This window comes from Burkholderia sp. A2 (genome assembly GCF_001729305.1).
GTDB classification, from domain to species: Bacteria; Pseudomonadota; Gammaproteobacteria; order Burkholderiales; family Burkholderiaceae; genus Burkholderia; species Burkholderia sola.
In genome coordinates, this window is the sequence record NZ_LZXX01000109.1 from 50,349 (window position 1) to 69,231 (window position 18,883).

Sequence of the window (18,883 nt, forward strand, 5' to 3'; positions counted from 1 at the left end):
CGTGAGGTGGACCCGGCTGTTCAAATCGCTTTACGTCCAGGTCCTGCTCGCGATGCTGCTCGGCATCGGCATCGGTCACGTGTGGCCGGCGGCGGGCGCGATGCTCAAGCCGCTCAGCGACGCGTTCGTCGCGCTCGTGAAGATGACCATCGCGCCGATCGTCTTTTGCACGATCGTGTCGGGCATCACGTCGCTGTCGAACGGGCAGGCGATCGGCCGCACGATCGTGCGCGCACTGGCGCTCTTCTATCTGTTGACGGCCGCCGCGCTCGCGTTCGGGCTCGTCGTCGCCTACGTGCTGCAACCGGGCGCCGGCATGCATATCGACGTCCATCATCTGGATGCGAGCATCCTCGCGCCGTATGCGAAGCATGCGGAGCCACGCAGCCTCGTGGCGTTCGCGCTCGGCATGATTCCGGACACGATGCTCGGCGCGTTCGCGACCGGCGAAGTGTTGCCGGTGCTGCTATTGTCGCTGTTGTTCGGCTTCTCGCTGAATGCGCATCCGCGCGCCGCCCGGCCCGTGCTTGCGCTGATCGACGGCATCGCCCAGGTCGTCTTTCGCGTGCTCGCGATGATCATGCGGCTCGCGCCGCTCGGCGCATTCGGCGCGATGGCGTTCACGGTGGGCCGCTTCGGCATCGGTTCGGTCGGCTCGCTCGCGAAGCTGATGGCATCCTTCTACGTGGCCTGCGCGCTATTCGTCGCACTGGTGCTCGCCCCGCTCGCGCGCGCACACGGCTTCGCGCTGTGGCGGCTCCTGCGCTACCTGCGCGAGGAGCTGCTGATCGTGCTCGCGACCTCGTCCACCGAGCCGGTCCTGCCGCGCCTGATCGTCAAGCTGGAAGCGCTCGGCTGCGACAAAGGCGTCGTGGGGCTCGTGCTGCCGGCCGGCTATTCGTTCAATCTGGACGGCACCGCGATCTATCTGACGCTCGCGGCGTTGTTCATCGCGCAGGCATGCGACGTCCCGCTTTCCGCGCCACAGGTCGCGACGATGCTCGCGATCATGCTGGTCACGTCCAAGGGCGCGGCCGGCGTGTCCGGCAGCGGGCTCGTCGCGCTGGTCGCGACGCTCGCCGTGATGCCCGACCTGCCCGTCGCCGGCGTCGCGCTGCTGGTCGGCATCGACCGCTTCATGTCGGAGGCGCGCGCGCTGACCAGCGTGATCAGCAATGCGTGCGCGGTGATTTTCGTGTCGTCGTGGGAAGGTGCGTGCGATCGGACGCGTCTGGTGCAGCGGCTCGCGGCGGCCGGGCCGGCCCTGGCGGACGCGGCCGATGAAGACAGTGCCGCGGCAGGCGGCGGGAGTGACGGGAAGACGGTCTGATGCACGCCTTCCCGTCGATCGGGCTCAATGCGCGGAAACGGAATCCAGGCCGGTCGATTTCACGTCGGCCTGCACGTCGGGCGACGCCAGATAGTCGAGCAGCGCCTTCGCTTCCTGCGGATGCTGCGCGCCGACCGGGATACCGGCGGCGAAGCGCGTAACGGACTGCAGCGATTCGGGGATCTTGCCGACGAAGGTCGCGCCCTTGACGGGCAGCAGCTCGCTGACCTGCTGGAAGCCGATTTCGTAGTCGCCGTTCGCGACGACCGACGCCACCGGAATCCGAGGGATCATCTTCGCCTTCGACTTCACCTGTTCCTCGATCCCGAGCTTCTTGAACAGTTCGCGTTCGATATACACGCCGCTCGCGCTGTCCGAATAAGCGATCGATTTCGCGTGCAGCAGCACCTGCTTGAGCCCTTCGGCGGTGCCGATATCGGGCTTGGCCGCACCGTCGCGCACGACCATGCCGATGCGCGAGTCGGCCAGATCGACGCGCGATTCGGGAATGACCTTGCCCTGCCTGATCAGATCGTCCAGCGCGTAGCCGACCATGATCACGGCGTCGGCGGGCTCGCCGCGCGCGAGTCGGTTCGGAATCGCTTCGGGCGACTTGCCCATCGACGGGCCGAGCGCGGTCGCGAGCGTATTGCCCGTCGTGGCCGCGAACCTCGGGCCGAGCACCTTGTACGCGGCGGTGAAGCCGCCCGAGCTCATCACGTGCAGTTCGGCGGCGTGGACGTTGGCCGCGACCGCCGCGGTGGCGACGAGCGCGGTCGCGCAGCATTTCAGGAACAGGTTTCTCATGGTCGTGGTCATGCGGATGCGTGGGTGTGAATGAACGTTCCGGATCGGCCGGACATCAATGCGCGGGCGTCAACTTGGGGGTGCGGTGACGATAGAGCGCGAACGTCGCGAGCAGCGCGCACACGGCGGCGAAGCTCATCCAGTAGCCGGGCGCGGCCTTGTCGCCCGTCGCGTGAATGAGCGCGGTCGAGATGGCCGGCGTGAAGCCGCCGAACACGGCCGTCGCGAGGCTGTACGCGAGCGAGAAGCCCGCGACGCGCACCTGCACCGGCATCACTTCGGTGAGCGCGACGACCATCGCACCGTTGTAGATACCGTACATGAACGACAGCCAGAGCAGGACGAGCAGCATGTTGGCGAACGACGGCGCGTGAGCGAGGAACGACAGCGCCGGATAGGCGGTCACCACGGTGAGCATCGTCATGCCGACCAGCAGCGGCCGACGGCCGATCCGGTCGGACAGCGCCCCGCCGATCGGCAGCCACACGAAGTTCGACACGCCGACGCAGAGTGTCACGAGCAGGCTGTCGGCGGTGCTCAGGTGCAGCACGGTCTTGCCGAAGGTCGGCGCGTAAACGGTGATCAGATAGAAGCTCGTGGTGGTCATCGCGACCAGCATCATGCCGGCGATCACGACGCCCCAGTTCTGGACCAGCGTGCCGAACACCTCCTTCATGCCCGGACGATGCTTGCGGGCCTTGAACTCCTGGGTTTCCTCCAGGTTGCGGCGCAGCAGGAAGATGAACGGCACGATCATGCAGCCGACGAAGAACGGCACGCGCCATCCCCAGGCGCCGATCTGCGATGCGCTCAGCCACTGATTGAGCGCAAAGCCGAGGGCCGCCGCGATGACGATCGCCACCTGCTGGCTGGCCGATTGCCAGCTCGTGAAGAAGCCCTTGCGGCCGGGCGTCGCGAGCTCGGCGAGATAGACCGACACGCCGCCCAGTTCCGCGCCCGCGGAGAAACCCTGCAGCAGCCGTCCGATCAGCACGAGTACGGGCGCGAGCAACCCGATCGTCGCGTAGCCCGGCACGAACGCGATCAGGATGGTGCCGCTCGCCATGATCGACAGCGTGACGATCAGGCCCTTGCGGCGGCCGACCTCGTCGATGTACGCGCCCAGCACGATCGCGCCCAGCGGGCGCATCAGGAAGCCGGCGCCGAACACGGCGAAGGTCATCATCAACGATGCGAACTCGCTTTGCGCGGGGAAGAAGACGTTGGCGATCTGCGTGGCGTAGAAGCCGAACAGGAAGAAGTCGAACTGCTCGAGAAAATTGCCGGCCGTGACGCGAAAGATCGCGGCGGCCTTCGAGCGTTCGGCCGGAAGGCTGGACGAGGGGTGCATCTGGGTGTCTCCTGAAAATCCTGGAATACGCGGGAGGGGCTGGTCGATTGTCGTTTTCCGGCATGTTGGCGCGGTATCGATCAAACGATAAGTGCGATTTTTGGAAGGATTGATGCAGTCCGGTTATCAATCGACGTGATCGGCGCGGGGCCGGACGGCGCTCGAGCCGTATCGCCGCATGGCCGCACACGTTTGCGTCGTCGCGTCGGGCCGTGGTCGTCGATGGGCGGCCATCCCGGCCTCGATTTTTTGTCGGCCGTGCCGTTAACGGGGATTGGACCCGCGCCGGCGCAAGTGCAGCCGGCGTCTCAACACGAGCGCGAGCATGCCCGCATTCACTTCGATCGAGAAAATCGCCGACTGGGCCGGACGCCACCCGTTCGTCGTCGGCGCGTTGGGTACGCTGATGTCGCTCGCGGCGCTCGGGATCAGCGCGGTGACGCTGTGGGTCGCGCGCAGCGAAGTCGTCGAGCATGCGCATGAGACGTCGCGCAACGTCGCGGCCGTGCTCGCGAGCCAGATCGCGAGGACGGTCGAAACGTCGAACAACGCGCTGATCGCGCTGGCGGCCGACCTCGGCAAGCCGGCCGTGCAGCGCATGGACGCCGGATTGCGGCACGACCTGCTGTTCGAGCGCACGGCCGCGCAGTACGTGACCGGCATGGGCGTGACCGACAGTCGCGGCCGGCTGATCGACGGGTGCTGCAGCACGACCCACCGCTGGGACTTCGCCGATCGCGACTACTTCAAGGTCCATCGCGATGCGGACAACGTCGGGCTCTACGTCTCCCAGCCCTATCGCGCACGCTCGCGCGGCGGCAAGGAATCCATCGCGCTGTCGCGACGCATCGAACGGCCGGATCATGCGTTCGACGGGATCGCGGTCGTCGCCGTCGATCTCACCTACTTCGAGCAGCTGCTGTCCCGCCTCGACGTCGGACCCAACGGGGTCAGCGCGATTGTCCGCGCGGACGGCACGATCCTCGCGAGAAACCCGTCGCTGAACGAAGGCCAGATGAACCTTCTGCGTCGCTCGACGTCCTTCAAGCGGATGGTGAACAGCGAATCGGGCTTCTATCCCGCGCGTTCGAGCATCGACGGCATCGTGCGGTTGTATACCTACCAGCGGATACCGGGCACCCCGCTGATCGCGGTCGTCGCGCCGGCCGAAAACGACGTGCTGGCCGGCATCCGGCGCCTGTCGTGGACGGTCGGCGTGTCGGCATCCGTGATCTGCGCATTGTTCTGTGCGGTGGTCTGGCTGCTGGCCTTCGCCCTGCGCGACAATTTCCGCAAACAGACGCTGCTGACCGATCTCACGCGTACCGATCCGTTGACCGGATTGTGCAATCGTCGCGCGCTCGATACCGCGCTGGCCAACGAATGGGAGCGGCTGCAGCGCGGCAGCGGCGGCACCCTGTCGGTGCTGTTCATCGACGCCGACCATTTCAAGCAGTACAACGACCGGCACGGGCACGCGCAGGGCGACACCGCGCTGCGCTTTCTCGCCGAATGCATCCGCGCGCATACGCGGCGGCGCGGCGACCTCGCCGCGCGCTACGGCGGCGAGGAATTCGTCGCGGTGTTGCCGGATACGGATGAAAACGGCGCCGCGCGGGTCGCCGACGCGATTCGCCGCGAGGTGGAGCGTAACCGGCTCGACGGGTTTAAGGAAACCGTGCCGGCTTTCACCGTCAGCATCGGCTGTGCGACCGGCCGGCGCGCGCGGCACGCCTCCGTGCACGCGCTGTCGCATCAGGCGGACATGGCGCTCTACCGCGCCAAGCGCGAAGGCCGGAACCGCGTGTGTTGCGCGCGGCCCGAGCCGGCGTGAACGCGGCGGTTCGAGTCGGAACGGGCGGCGGTACGCGCGCTGCCGCGACCATCATGGTCGTTTCACTGCCCCGGTTCGATGTATGCCGCCAGTTCTTCCGGCTCACCTGACGGAAACGCGTCCTTCAGGTGATCGAGAAACGCGGACACGCGCGCGCTCAATAATCGCCTGGACGGATACAGCGCCCACAGCGCGATATCGGAACCCGGCACGTCGCCCCAACTGACGAGCGTGCCGGCGGCCAGGTCGCGGCTCACCAGCGACGCCGGCAGGCACGCGGCGCCCAGGCCGAGGCGGACCGTATCGCGCACCATGCTCAGCGACGACAGCCTTGCGACGGGTTCGATCGGGATACGCGCGGTCCCCGCCGGTCCGGCGACCTCCCAGGCAGTGCGCGTGTCGTTCCCGTCGCGCACCACGGCCGGTGCCGGTGTGGGCGCGTCGCCGCCGGGCCGCGCCAGCTCGGGCTTCGCGACGACCACCAGCCGGTCGCGCAGGAACACGCGCCCGATCAGGCTCTCGTCGGGGGCCGGGTTCACGCGGATCACGAGGTCGTATCCTTCCTCGATCATGTCGACGGGCCGGTCTTCGGTCGTCACCTCCAGCCGGACGTCCGGGTATCTCAGCGCGAACGTCGCCACCAGCTTCCCCATCGCGAACTGGGAAAACAGCATCGGCGCGCTGATCCGCAGCCGGCCGCGCGGCCGCTCGCTCCCGGCTGCGATCGCCGACGCGCTGTCGGCCAGCTCCGCGAGGAGCGCGCCCGTCCGCTCGTAGAGCGCGCGCCCTTCCTGCGTGAGCTTCACGCCGCGCGAGCCGCGCTCGAACAGACGCAGCGACAGACTGTTCTCCAGTTCCGCCACGCGGCGCGACAGCGTCGCCTTCGGGCGATCCGCGACCCGCGCGGCCTCCCCGAAGCTGCCATGGCGGGCGACGAGATTGAAATCGGCGAGAGCGAGCAGGTCCATGTGTTCCACCAGTGAGACGACATGTCTATTTATCACATCTTCCGGATCATGTATGGATCACCTAACTTACGTGGGCAGTCAATCCCATCGTTACCTCAGGAGTGAACATCATGACCATTCTCGTTACCGGCGCCACCGGCCGTGTGGGCCGCCAGGTCGTCCGTCAACTCTTCGATCGCGGCGCCGACGTGCGCGTGCTGGTGCGCGATCCGGCCAAGGCCGATTTTCCGGCGGCAGTGACCGTCGCACCGGGCGACATGCTTGACGTCGATGCGCTGCGGGCGGCCTTCTCCGGCGTGCGCACGCTGTTCCTGCTCAATGGCGTGGCGGGCGACGAATTCACGCAGGCGCTGATCGCGCTGAACCTGGCCCGCGAAGCGGGCATCGAGCGCGTCGTCTATCTGTCGGTCCTGCACGCCGACCGCTTCGTGAACGTGCCGCACTTCGCGGTGAAATCCGGCGCGGAGCGGATGATCGAGCAGATGGGCTTCGGCGCGACGATCCTGCGACCCGCGTATTTCATGGATAACGAATCGATGGTGAAGGACGTGATCGTCGGGCACGGCGTGTACCCGATGCCGATCGGCGGCAAGGGCGTCGCGATGGTCGACGTGCGCGATATCGCGGAAGTCGCGGCGATCGAGTTGATCCGTCGCAACGACGCGCCGGACAAGCTTCCGGTCGACACCATCAACCTGGTCGGGCCCGACACGCTGACCGGCCCGCAACTGGCGTCGATCTGGTCGGACACGCTCGGCCGGCCGGTTGCGTATGGCGGCGACGATCCCACGCCGTTCGAAGACAACCTGGCGACGTTCATGCCGAAATGGATGGCGTACGAAATGCGGCTGATGGCCGAGCGCTACGTCAGCGACGGAATGGTGCCGGAAGCCGGCGACGTCGAGCGGCTGACCGCGATCCTCGGCCGCCCGTTGCGGACGTATCGCGACTTCGCGGCCGCGCTCGCGCGTTGAGTGAAATGCGGTGCTTTCATGCGCCGCGCGGTGGTGCGGGGAACCGGCGGCGGGCGCGGCCGGTTCGGCGCGACCGCCACCGGCGACGTCCAGTCGCCGCTGACCCGCACGATCGACGAGCAGCGGAGGCCGGGCGCGCTGAGTTCGTCCGTCGCGGCGCAGCCGACGGCTACAACATCGCCTGACTGACCAGCCCGTACAGTCCGAATGTCGGGTCGGCCGCACCGTCGTGCCCGGTGGCGGGCGCGTTGCGAACCATCTTCGAACAGGCATCCACCTGCTTCAGTCCCTGTTCGCTCAACCAGCCCGGCAAACTGCTCCCGTCAGGCACATCGATACGCACGAAGTCACCGTCGCGTTTCGTCAGCCAATAGCCGATCAGCGCCTTCGCGCGCGCATCGTCGCTCGAACGCGGCGCGACCACCGGACCGACCACGTAACCGCGACCGAAGCGCCGCAGCACCGAAAACCCGACGATCTCGCCGTCGCGTTCGAGCACCACGCTTTCTCCCCGCGTCTGCAACGCGGACAACAGCGCTTCGCGCTCGAGACCGGACGCATGCGTGTCGAGTTCGACGAGGCGCGGCCAGTCGGCCGGCGAGCCAGCGCGCAGCCGCTCGCCGTCAGGCACGACAACGGCGGCGGGCCGATCCACGTTCCCCTGATATTGGCCCAGCGAGCCGCATACGGTGAACCCCAGCTTCTCGTAGAGCGGCCGACCGGCCGGCGTCGCATGCAGGAACGTGATGCGCGGCCCCAGTTCGTCGAGGAGCGTCTCCATCAGTTTGCGGCCGATTCCGCGGCCCTGATGCGCGTCGGAGACGATCACATGCCCGATCGCCGCGCGATCCGCACCGTACTTCCAGCACATCGCCGTGCCGATGACGACGCCGTTTTCCTCGGCCGCGAATGCCGTCGACGTTTCCGCGGAAAACTGCCAGTCTTCCGCCCTGAACGGCCAGCGAAGCGCGATGGAAAGGGCATGGGCGGCGGGGACGTCCGCCGCGGTGAATCTGCGGTAGCGAAGCGCCGACGTCGCGTCGCGCTCCTTCACTTCAGGTTCCTGGTTCATTACGCAGTCCTCTCAAATGGTGTGATCGTGCGACACGGCACGTCAGAAAAATATGCGGCGATCACATCGAAGCGTCGATCAATTGCACGGTTCTCGCCGGCTGGCATGGGTGCACCGCGATCCGGAAGCACGCCAGCCCCGGACCTGACGCTCGATCAACCAGACGTCGCCGGTTTCCACGCCGCCCCGACGCATCACGGCGATCGCGTGAAGTAACGCTGCGCCAGCGCGACCCAGTACCGGACACCGGCCGGAATGATGTCGTCGTTGAAGTCGTATTTCGGATGATGCAGCGCCGGTGAGGCCGCGCCGTCCTGTGCATTGCCGATCAGCACGTACGCGCCCGGCCGCTCCTCCAGCATGAAGCCGAAGTCTTCGGACGTCATGTTCGGCGGCACGTCGCGGTCGACGCGCGCGTCGCCGAACGTGTCGCGAATCACCGCTTCGCACAGCGCCGTCTCGGCCGGCGTGTTGACCGTCGCCGGGTAGTACTGGAAAAACGCCACGTCGACCTGCGCGCCGTAGGCCGCCGCGAGCCCTTCGCACGCGAGCCGCACGTCGCGCTGCAGCTTCTGCTGCAATGCCGACGACAGCGTGCGGATCGTGCCGCGCAACTCCGCGGTGTCGGGAATCACGTTGTCCGTCGTGCCCGCATGGAACATGCAGACGGAAATGACCGCCGGGTCGACGGGGTCCTTGTGCCGCGCGGCGATGGTCTGGCACTGCAGCACCATCGAGCACGCGAGCGGCACCGGATCGATGCCCAGATGCGGCTGCGCCGCGTGCGCGCCCTTGCCCGTCACCGTGATCCTGAAGCGCGAGCCCGCGGCCATGATCGCGCCCGTGCGCAACCCGAAATGCCCGGCCGGCAACCCGGGCCAGTTGTGCATGCCGAATACCGCTTCCGTCGGGTATTGCTCGAACAGCCCGTCGTCGATCATCTTGCGCGCGCCCGCGCCGCCCTCTTCGCCCGGCTGAAACACGAAATGGACGGTGCCCGGCAACTGCGGCAGCGTCTTCAGCACGCGCGCGGCGCCGAGCAGCATCACGGTATGGCCGTCATGGCCGCACGCGTGCATGATCCCGTGCGTGCACGACGCGTGCGGGAAGTCGTTTGCTTCGTGGATCGGCAATGCGTCCAGATCGGCGCGCAGCACGATGCCGCGGCGCGGATCCGCGCCGGGCAGGCTCGCGACGACGCCCGTGCCGCCGAGCCCGCGCGACACCGCATAGCCGAGCGCCTCGAGCTCGCGGGCAACGACGTCGGCCGTCCGGTGTTCTTCGAATCGCAACTCGGGATGCGCATGCAGGTCGCGGCGCAGCTTCGCCCAGTGCGCGTGATGCGCTTGCAGCGATGTGTCGGGGATGACGGGGTTATCCAATTTCGGCACCTTCGGAATGTAGCGGGCTTCCAACTGTACTGCCGGCGCGAATCTCGCGCAGCGGCTGCGTCAGTCGTAATAGCCGACGATCGACTTGATCTCCATGTATTCCTCCATCCCTTCGATCCCGTACTCGCGGCCGTTGCCCGACTGCTTGTACCCGCCGAACGGCGCCTGAGGGTCCCATGCCGGGTAGTTCAGATGCACCTGCCCCGCGCGGATGCGGGCGGCCACCGCACGGGCGCGTTCCTTGTCGGCGCCCTGTACGTGTGCGCCGAGCCCATAGACCGTATCGTTCGCGATCGCGACCGCTTCGTCGACGGTGTCGTAAGGAAGGATCGCGAGCACCGGGCCGAAAATCTCCTGCTGCGCGATCGCCATGTCGGTGCGCACGTCGGAGAAAATCGTCGGCCGCGCATAAAAGCCGCGGTCGAGCCCCGCGGGCCGGCCGGGGCCGCCGGCGATCAGCTTCGCGCGTTCGTCGATGCCCACGTCGATCATCTGCGCAACCCGCCCGAACTGCGCGCGATTGGCCAGCGGCCCGTGCGTCGTGGCCTCGTCGAACGGATCGCCGACCACGAGCGTTTGCATTGCCGCGACGGCCAGTGCCTCGACCGCGCCGAGCGCGGCGCGCGGCACGATCATGCGGGTCGGCGCGCTGCACGATTGCCCCATGTTGCGAAACGCGGCGGCCACGCCGGGCGGGATCGCGCGCGACAGGTCCGCATCCGGCAACACGATGTTCGGGGACTTGCCGCCCAGTTCCTGCGCGACGCGCTTGACGGTCGTCGCGGCCGCCTGCGCGACGAGCACGCCGGCGCGCGTCGAGCCGGTGATCGACACCATGTCGACCTCCGGATGCGACGAAAGCGCGGCGCCCACCGTTTCGCCGCTGCCGCTCACGAGGTTGAAGACGCCGGCAGGCACGCCCGCATCGGCGAGCACTTCCGCGAACAGCAGCGCGCTGAGCGGCGACAGCTCGCTCGGCTTCAGTACGACCGTGCAGCCTGCCGCGAGCGCCGGCCCGACCTTCGCGGTGATCTGGTAGATCGGCCAGTTCCACGGCGTGATCAGCGCACACACGCCGATCGGCTCGCGCGCGACCGCGGTCGTCCCGCGCCGCTCGATGAACGGGTAGCGCGCGAGGTTGTCGCGCGCGACACGAATATGTTCGGCCGCGAGCGGCACGTGCGCGCCGCGCGCATAGCCGATCGGCGCGCCCATCTCCAGCGCGAGCGCGGTGGCGAACAGCTCGGCGCGCTCCAGCATCAGCGCGTGCACACGATCGAGCAACGCCGCGCGTTCCTGCGGTGAAGTCGACGACCAGCGTTCGAACGCGCGGCGCGCGGCCAGCACCGCGCGGTCGGCATCGCGCGCGTTGCCGAGCGGGATCTCGCACAGCGTGTCTTCGGTGGACGGGCTGATGACGGCAAACCGCTCGCCGCCTTCGGGCAGCACCCAGTCGCCGTCGATGAAAAAGCGATCCAGCCGGCCGGCTTGCATCAGGTGAACAACAGGGGAATTCATTGGAGAGTGTCCTTGAGTCGATACCAGGCGCCGACGAACGGCAAAAACCAGGGTTTGCCGAAGTGGCCCGGAATCGCGGGCCAGTCGAAATCTTTCCACGGGTTGAGGTCGGCGCGTCCGTCCATGATCTCGGCCATCAACGTGCCCATCAGCGTGGCCATGTGCGTGCCGTGGCCGCTATAGCCCATCGAGTAGTAGACGCCGTCGCGTTCGCCCGCGCGCGGCAGCCGGTTGGCCGTCATGTCGACCATCCCGCCCCAGCAGTAGTCGATGCGTACGTCGGCCAGCTCGGGAAACACGGCGGCCATTTGCTGCCGCAGGATGGCCCCGCTCTTTTCGTCCGAACGCGGATTCGACGCGGCAAAACGCGCGCGCCCGCCGAACAGCATTCGGTTGTCGGGCGTGACGCGAAAGAAATTCACGAAGTTCTTCGTGTCGGTGACCATCCGCCGCGTCGGCAGCAAGCGGTCGAGCAGATCGTTCGGCAACGGCTCGGTGACGATGATGAACGCGCCGACCGGCACGATCCTGCGGCGAACCCAGCCGAACGGCCCGACCTGCGAAATGCCGCTCGCGAGCAGGACCTGGCGCGCGCGAATCTCGCCGAGCGGTGTTTGCACCGCGTACGTGCCGCCCGCTTGCCGCGTCAGGCCGAGCACCGGCGCATGCTCGAGAATATGCGCGCCACGGGCTTGCGCGGCGCGCGCGAGGCCGCGCACATAACGGCCGACATGCATCCCGGCGCTTTTGCCGAACAGCAGCCCGCCGTGATATCGGTTCGAGCCGATCTCGTCGCGCAGTTCCGCCTTCGTGACCACGCGCGTGTCGGGGTCCACGCTCGCCGCGAGCAGGGCCTGACTGCGCACGAGCTTGTCGTAGTGCTCGGGCTTCGCCGCGAGCTTCAGCTTGCCGCGGCGCACGAAATCGCAATCGATCGACTCCTCCCGGACCAGCCGCTCGACCGTGTCGACGCCCGCGTCGAACGCGAGATAGAGCCGGTTGGCCAGTTCCGTGCCGATGCGCTGCGACAGCGACGCGTAATCCTGCGCGAAGCCGTTGTTGCACATGCCGCCGTTGCGTCCGGATGCCGCCTGCCCGACGGTGCCTGCCTCGCAGACGATCACGCGCGCGCCTTTCTTGGCCAGCGCCAGCGCCGCGGCCGAACCCGTGATCCCGCCGCCCACCACCGCCACGTCGCAACTTCCGTCATGCAACGCCGGCGCGCTGCTCGCGAATGGCTCCGACGTGTCGAGCCAGTAGGAACTGAAACGCATCAGGCACTCCAAAGCTGTCCATCGCACCGCACCGCGCTGCGAGGCTGCTGAACGTTCGCCGCGCCGATCGGGCCGATGGGCCGCTTGCCCGCGATCGGGATCGAAGCACCTCGTCCAGGCTGCCCCGCATCAGCGCGACGGCCCTGCACTAGAAATCCGCGACCTTGCCCCATGCGGACTCGCTGAACCGGGCGGGCCGGTACGGCGCCGGGTCGACGAACGGTTGCGCACCGGTCGCGAGATCGGCGATCAGGTGCCCGGCGCCCGGGCCGATCCCGAAGCCGTGTCCCGAAAACCCCGCCGCGAGGATCAGCCCCGGCACGCCCGGCACTTCGCCGATGCCCGGCACGCCGTCCGGCGTGCTGTCGACGTACCCGGCCCACGCGTGCGTGATCTTCGCTTCGCGCAGTTCGGGCAACAGTTCGGACGCGCGGCGGTACGTTTCGGCGACCGTCGGCATGTCGGGCTTCGGATCGAGAATGCGCATCGCTTCCATCGGCGTCGGCGCATCGAGGCGCCAGCGCTTCAACGTTTCATGGCCGCTGCGTACGCCTTCGAGGCCGCCCGGCAGCAGGTTGCGCCAGCGTTTCGCGAACATCGGCACGAATTGCGGCGCGAAGCGCAGGAACTGCGGCGTCAGGTCCACGCGTGCGCGGCCGCTGATCGCCAATGCGTAGCGTCCGTCGCCGCGGCGCGTGATGGACACGCCGGACGTGTACATCGCACCCGGCAGCGGCGTGTCGACGGGCGACACGCTCAGGATCGACTGACGGATCGACGCTTGCGGAAACCGGATGCCGAGCTGGCGGCAAAACGACGACGCCCACGCGCCGCCGGCCATCACGACCGTTCGGGTCTTGATGACGCCGGCCTCGGTGACGACGCCGGCGACACGGCCGCCTTCGAGCTCGATGCCGCGCGCCGCGCAGTGCTGATGGACACTGCCGCCCAGCTTGATCAGCGCGGCGGCCACGGCCGGCGCGGCCTTGCCTGGATCGGCCGTGCCGTCGGTCGGCGAGAAGACGCCGCCTTTCCACTGCCGCCCGGTCGCCCGTCCGCGTTCGGCGGCCTGCTTGCTGTCGAGCATGTACGTGGTGACACCGGCGGTCTTCGCGAATTCGCCCCAGCTGGCCCAGCGCGACAGTTCGGCCTCGTCATTGCTGAGATACAGCAGCCCGCAGCGATGAAAGCCCGTGTCTTCTCCGGATTCGGCGGCGAATCGTTCCCACAGATCGATGCTTTTGCTCGCCATCGGCAACTCGCGCGCGTCGCGGTTCTGCTGCCGGCACCAGCCCCAGTTGCGGCTCGACTGTTCGGCGCCGATTCGCCCTTTCTCGACGAGCGCGACCGATACGCCGCGGCGGGCCAGGTAGTAGGCGGTGAAGACGCCGATGATGCCGCCGCCGATCACGACGACGTCGGCCGCGGCCGGCGGCGTGGACAAGGTTTCGATATGGCGCAGCGGAGGGGACATGCTCAGTCTCGTTCGGTGGAGGGTTTGACGTTCTGCATCACGTAGAACTTCGCCACGCGTTCGCTGCTTTCCCATCCGATCGACGCGCCGCGCGGCACGAACAGCGCATCGCCGGTACCGAGCGATTCCACGCTGCCGTCGGGCGCCGCGAACCGGACGCCGCCGTCCAGCAGGAACATGAACTCGTTCGCGCGATGCGGCCGGACGATCCGGTGATACGGCGTCGAATCCCACGTGCCCGCGCAGTACCCGGCGCCGTCGTCGGTGAACACGTTGTCGCTGCGGCATTGCGGCGCGGGGCCGAGCAGTACCTCGGCCGGCAGCGTGGCGGACGGTTTGAAGTCCGCGTCGGCGTGCAGCGCAAAGAGGCCGCGTTTCGTCGGTTGCGCGCACGCTGCCGCGCAGAACATCAGCCGCACCGGCGATTGCGCGGCGATGCGCAGCGCCGTGCCGCCGCCGATGACGGCGCCCTGTCCCGGGCCGACCACCAGCGGCGCGGCCCCGGCCGCTTCGAGCGTCAGCTCGCCCTGGACGACGACGAGCGTTTCGATGTGCGGAAAGCTCGGCACGTCGAGTTCGCCCACGAAGTCGATGCGCCCCGCGGCCATCGCGTCGAGGCCTTCCCACGCGACCTCGCGATGCGACGCGAACGGATCGCTCGCGCCGAACGCCTGTTTGCGGAACGCGGTGGAAGACGGTGCGCCGTCGGCCCGGTGCAACACGAAAACTGCGGTCATTTCTGCTCCTGTGCAGTGCGTGACGGATTCGTTCGAAAGCTGTCACGCGATAACGGAAATCGTCGTTCGCCGGCTCTCGTGCCGGACATCCTCAGCGGGGCATGTCGTCCATGCGTGTGCTTACGCCGCGTGACACGACGCATCGCGGCGTTCGGCGTGCATGCGTGTCGATGGTGTTCGCACCGGTGCGCCGCCCGTGCGGGCGACCACGTAATCGCGCGGCGTGATCCCGAGCACGCGCCGAAAATGCCGGCACAGATGGCTCTGATCGAAGAAGCCGACGTCGGTCGCGACGACCGACGGCGCGAGACCGGCGCGCAACAGGTCCTGCGCCCGCCGTATCCGCACGAGACACAAATACCGGTGCGGCGACAGCCCGGTTTCGCTGCGAAAGCGCGCGGTGAAACGCGACACGCTCAACCCGGCCACCGCCGCGAGCGTATCGAGGTTCAGCGGCTGCGCGAACGACGCGTCGATCGTGCGCAGCACGTCGCCGATCGCCGGCGACACGGGCCGCGCGACACGCGGCGAGCCAACGAATTGCACTGTCATGTCGAATTCTCCCGGCGCTCGCTTCAATGCAGGAAATCCTGCATCCGGTAATACGCGCCGACGAGCGGCAGGAACCACGCGTGCCCGAAATGGCCGGGTATCGCCGGCCAGTCGAGTTCGCGCCACGGGTTCGACGCGGCGGCGCCATACAGCACGTCGGCCATCACGCGGCCCATGTGCACCGACATCTGCACGCCGTGGCCGCTGTAGCCCATCGAGTAATAGAGCCCGTCGTGCTGGCCCGCGCGCGGCAGCCGGTCGGCGGTGATGTCCACCAGCCCGCCCCAGCAGTAGTCGAGCCGCACGCTGGCCAGTTCCGGGAAGTAGCCGGCCATGCCGGCGCGCAGGACGTCGCCGCTCTTCGCATCGGAGCGCGGGCTCGACATCGCGAAGCGCGCGCGGCCGCCGAACAGCAGCCGGTTGTCGGGCGTCACGCGGAAGTAATTGCCGATCTGGCGCGACGTCACGTAGGCACGGCGGTGCGGAAACAGCCGGTTCAACTGCGCATCCGGCAGCGGCTCGGTCACGACGATGAAGCTGCCGACCGGCGCGATGCGTCGCCGGAACCACGCGAATGGCCCGTGCTGCGACGCACCGGTCGCGACCAGCACGCGGTCGGCGACGATCGTGCCGCGGGCGCAGGTGATGCGGTGGCGCTCGCCGTCGAGCCGGTCGAGCTGCGTGACGGCCGCGTGCTCGTACACGCGTGCGCCGGCCCGCACGGCCGCTTGCGCGAGGCCGACGCCGAACTTGCCCATGTGCATCTGCGCGCCGTTGCGCTGCAGGAGCCCGCCGTAGAAACCGTCGGATGCGATTTCATCGCGGATCCGCGACGGCTCGATCAGTTCGATGTCCGGATCGACGTCGCGCCGCAACGCGTTGAAGGTCTTTTCGAGCCCCGCGAAATGCTGCGGCTTCGCGGCGAGCTTCAGCTTGCCGGCGCGCCGGAAATCGCAGTCGATCGCCTGTTCGGTCACGATCGTCTCGACGCTCTTCACCGCGCTTTCATACGCAAGATAAAACTGCTTCGCCTGCGCGGCGCCGATGCGGGCGGCCAGCGACGCGTAGTCCTGCGCGACGCCCGTATTGCACTGGCCGCCGTTGCGGCCGGACGCTTCGCCTGCGACCTGCGCGGCTTCGAGCACGACCACCGAAACGCCGCGCTGCGCGAGCGCGAGCGCCGCCGACAAGCCGGTGAAACCGCCGCCGATCACGACGACGTCGGCTCGCCCTTCGACGGCCCCAACGCTGCCGTCGCGAAACGCGGGGCGGGTATCCAGCCAGTACGATTCCAGTTTCATCGGATCCTTCTTTTGCATGCCGGCAACGACGATCGGCGACCGTTCAATGAGAATCATTTAATCACCGTCAAAAACCGCAGTTGCCGCGTATTCGCGCGCGGCACGCGTGCAAATTGCCGTTTTGCACGATCGCCGCGGCACACTATGCGGCGGGCCGTTCACCGCACCGCGCGATGAACGGTTCGCGCGCCACGCACTACGGCTGCACCGGCGCGACGCCGGCGGGAATCGGCTCCGCCTGGAAGCGCGCGAGATCCTCCTCGCTGCGATGGCACAGCACCTGCGCGCCGTTCCCGAGCGTGCGCAGCGACGGGGCCGTCCGGTTGCACACGCCGTCCACGCGCATCGCGCAGCGCGACAGGAACGGACACAGCTCGGCCTCGTTCTCGCGCTCGCCGATCGGCACCAGCGGCCGGTGGCAACGCTCGGCCGCATCGTCGAGCCACCCCGCGCGCAATTCCGGCGCGGACGACACCAGCAAGTGCGAATACGGGTGATAAGGCGGCGCGCACAGCGCATCGCGGCTGCCCGTCTCCACGCGGCGGCCCGCATACAGCACGACGATGTCGTCGCTGATCGCGCGCACCTTCGCGATGTCGTGCGTGATGAACACGTACGACACGCCGAGCTTCGCCTGCAGGTCGCGCAGCAGCTCGATGATCGCGGCGCCGACCACGGTGTCGAGCGCCGACGTGACCTCGTCGCACAGGATCAGGTCGGGCTCCGCCGCGAGCGCGCGCGCGAGGTTCACGCGCTGCTTCTGCCCGCCCGACAGCTCGCCGGTACGCCGCGAGGCTACTGCCGGCGGCAACCGCACGAGCTCGAGCAGCTCCGCGACGCGCTGGCGTGCACGTGCGCCCCTGATGCCGTGATAGAACGCGAGCGGCCGTGCGAGCGTGCGCTCGACGGTATGCACCGGGTTGAGCGCGGTATCAGCGTTCTGGAACACGATCTGCACGCGGCGATGCTGCTCCTTCGTCCGTTTGCCGATATCGCGCGCGAGCGGCTCGCCGTCGAGCAGGATCGCGCCGCCCGTCGCCGGCACGAGGCCCGCGATCACCTTCGCGAGCGTCGTCTTGCCGGAGCCCGATTCGCCGATCACGCCGACCGTCTGCCCGCGCCCGATGCGCAGGTCGACTTCGTGCAGGATCACCTTTGCGGGCCAGCCGTTCGCGGCGCGGCCGCCGTAGCCGGCGATCGCGCCGCGCACGTCGAGCAGCGGCGCCGGAGCGGCCGGTCGTTGCGCCCGCGCGTCGCGCTCGGCATCGTTCGGCGTGACGGCCGCGATCAGGCTCTGCGTGTACGGATGCGTCGGCGCATGCAGGATCTGTTCGGTGCCGCCCGCCTCGCGGATCACGCCGTCGCTCAGCACGACGATCCGGTCGGCCATCTGCGCGACCACGGCCAGGTCGTGCGACACGTACACCGCACTCATCCCGTAGCGCCGGATCACGCTCTTGAACGCCTGCAGCACGTCGATCTGCGTGGTCACGTCGAGCGCGGTGGTCGGCTCGTCGAGGATCACCAGCTCCGGATCGGTGATCAGCGCCATCGCGGCCATCAGCCGCTGCAGCTGGCCGCCCGATACCTGGTGCGGATAGCGCTTGCCGATCGTCTCCGGCTCCGGCAGCGCGAGCGCGCGAAACAGCTCGATCGCCTTCGCCTGCGCGTCGCGCTTCGTCATCGTCTTGTGGATCAGCGCGCTCTCGATCACCTGGTCGAGAATCGTGCGCGACGGGTTGAACGCGGCGGCCGCGCTCTGCGCGATATACGCGACCTTGCGGCCGCGCAGCGCGGTCAGCGCCGAAGCCGAAAGCGTGCACACGTCGGTGCCGTCGAGCTTCACCGAGCCGCCGGCGATCCGGCATCCGGTACGCGCATGGCCCATCAGCGACAACGCGATCGTCGTCTTGCCGGAGCCCGNNCGATTCGCCGATCAGCGCGAGCACCTCGCCGCGCCCGATGTCGAAGTCGACCCCGTGGACGATCGTCGTTTCCTCGCCGCCCGGCCGGCCGCCGACCACGCGCAGCCCGCGCACCTCGACGAGCGGATTCGATTCGTGTCGCATCAGTGTCCTCCGGCGGCGCCGTCCGCGCCCTTGCGGCGGCCGCGATGCGGCAGACCGTCGATCATCAGGTTGACGCCCACCGTCAGGATCGCGATCGCGACCGCGGGCATGATCGCGACGGCCGAGCCGTCGCCGAGGCTCGCGATGTTCTCGCGCACGAGCGAGCCGAGGTCCGCATACGGCGGCTGCACGCCGAGCCCGAGAAAGCTCAGGCCGCTCAGCAGCAGCACG

The 18,883-nt window shown here is 68.2% G+C and carries 15 protein-coding genes and 1 pseudogene; 3 read left to right on the plus strand and 13 right to left on the minus strand.

Annotation, left to right across the window (positions count from 1 at the left end):
• The first annotated feature begins 1 nt into the window (after position 1).
• Positions 2–1,330, plus strand: a complete 1,329-nt coding sequence (gene dctA, locus A9Z05_RS25160; RefSeq protein WP_069620488.1) for a C4-dicarboxylate transporter DctA — start codon at positions 2–4, stop codon at positions 1,328–1,330.
• 24 nt (positions 1,331–1,354) lie between these two features.
• Here the strand turns inward: dctA and A9Z05_RS25165 are convergent, their stop codons facing one another.
• Positions 1,355–2,137, minus strand: a complete 783-nt coding sequence (locus A9Z05_RS25165) for a substrate-binding domain-containing protein (RefSeq protein ID WP_069620506.1) — start codon at positions 2,135–2,137, stop codon at positions 1,355–1,357.
• Between the two features lie 55 nt (positions 2,138–2,192).
• A complete protein-coding gene (locus A9Z05_RS25170; RefSeq protein WP_069620489.1) occupies positions 2,193–3,488 on the minus strand; it encodes an MFS transporter in 1,296 nt (431 codons plus the stop codon).
• A gap of 325 nt (positions 3,489–3,813) precedes the next feature.
• Here A9Z05_RS25170 and A9Z05_RS25175 point away from each other — a divergent pair, with 325 nt between their 5' ends.
• Positions 3,814–5,322: a diguanylate cyclase gene (locus A9Z05_RS25175; protein ID WP_069620490.1), complete on the plus strand. Its 1,509-nt coding sequence runs from the start codon at positions 3,814–3,816 to the stop codon at positions 5,320–5,322.
• Between the two features lie 62 nt (positions 5,323–5,384).
• Here A9Z05_RS25175 and A9Z05_RS25180 read toward each other — a convergent pair whose 3' ends face one another.
• A complete protein-coding gene (locus A9Z05_RS25180; protein WP_069620491.1) occupies positions 5,385–6,290 on the minus strand; it encodes a LysR family transcriptional regulator in 906 nt (301 codons plus the stop codon).
• Positions 6,291–6,400: 110 nt separating this feature from the next.
• On the opposite strand from A9Z05_RS25180, the gene A9Z05_RS25185 reads away from it, so the two are divergent.
• Entirely contained in the window at positions 6,401–7,264 is an 864-nt protein-coding gene (locus A9Z05_RS25185; RefSeq protein ID WP_069620492.1) for an SDR family oxidoreductase, read from the plus strand.
• A 169-nt stretch (positions 7,265–7,433) separates the two neighbouring features.
• Here A9Z05_RS25185 and A9Z05_RS25190 read toward each other — a convergent pair whose 3' ends face one another.
• The 10 genes and pseudogenes from A9Z05_RS25190 to A9Z05_RS25235 all read right to left on the minus strand — a co-directional run.
• Complete coding sequence (locus tag A9Z05_RS25190; protein WP_069620493.1) at positions 7,434–8,336, minus strand: GNAT family N-acetyltransferase; 903 nt, start codon at positions 8,334–8,336, stop codon at positions 7,434–7,436.
• 194 nt (positions 8,337–8,530) lie between these two features.
• Positions 8,531–9,718, minus strand: coding sequence for a M20 aminoacylase family protein (locus A9Z05_RS25195; protein ID WP_069620507.1), 1,188 nt, complete (start codon positions 9,716–9,718; stop codon positions 8,531–8,533).
• A gap of 69 nt (positions 9,719–9,787) precedes the next feature.
• Complete coding sequence (locus tag A9Z05_RS25200; RefSeq protein WP_069620494.1) at positions 9,788–11,245, minus strand: aldehyde dehydrogenase family protein; 1,458 nt, start codon at positions 11,243–11,245, stop codon at positions 9,788–9,790.
• Positions 11,242–12,519, minus strand: coding sequence for an FAD-binding oxidoreductase (locus A9Z05_RS25205; protein WP_069620495.1), 1,278 nt, complete (start codon positions 12,517–12,519; stop codon positions 11,242–11,244). Before A9Z05_RS25205 ends, A9Z05_RS25200 begins: the two co-directional genes overlap by 4 nt.
• A gap of 148 nt (positions 12,520–12,667) precedes the next feature.
• Positions 12,668–13,993, minus strand: a complete 1,326-nt coding sequence (locus A9Z05_RS25210) for an FAD-binding oxidoreductase (RefSeq protein ID WP_069620496.1) — start codon at positions 13,991–13,993, stop codon at positions 12,668–12,670.
• A gap of 2 nt (positions 13,994–13,995) precedes the next feature.
• Positions 13,996–14,730 carry a cupin domain-containing protein gene (locus tag A9Z05_RS25215; protein WP_069620497.1) on the minus strand — a complete coding sequence of 245 codons (735 nt, stop codon included), beginning with the start codon at positions 14,728–14,730 and terminating at the stop codon, positions 13,996–13,998.
• 120 nt (positions 14,731–14,850) lie between these two features.
• Positions 14,851–15,282: a helix-turn-helix domain-containing protein gene (locus A9Z05_RS25220; protein ID WP_069620498.1), complete on the minus strand. Its 432-nt coding sequence runs from the start codon at positions 15,280–15,282 to the stop codon at positions 14,851–14,853.
• A 23-nt stretch (positions 15,283–15,305) separates the two neighbouring features.
• Positions 15,306–16,640 (minus strand): FAD-binding oxidoreductase, encoded by a 1,335-nt coding sequence (locus tag A9Z05_RS25225; RefSeq protein ID WP_084044427.1) that lies wholly within the window; start codon positions 16,638–16,640, stop codon positions 15,306–15,308.
• Between the two features lie 139 nt (positions 16,641–16,779).
• A partial coding sequence (locus A9Z05_RS25230; protein WP_256122087.1) for an ABC transporter ATP-binding protein occupies positions 16,780–18,506 on the minus strand: 1,727 nt, incomplete at its 5' end.
• A gap of 145 nt (positions 18,507–18,651) precedes the next feature.
• Positions 18,652–18,883, minus strand: a pseudogene (locus A9Z05_RS25235) (ABC transporter permease); the annotation flags it as partial.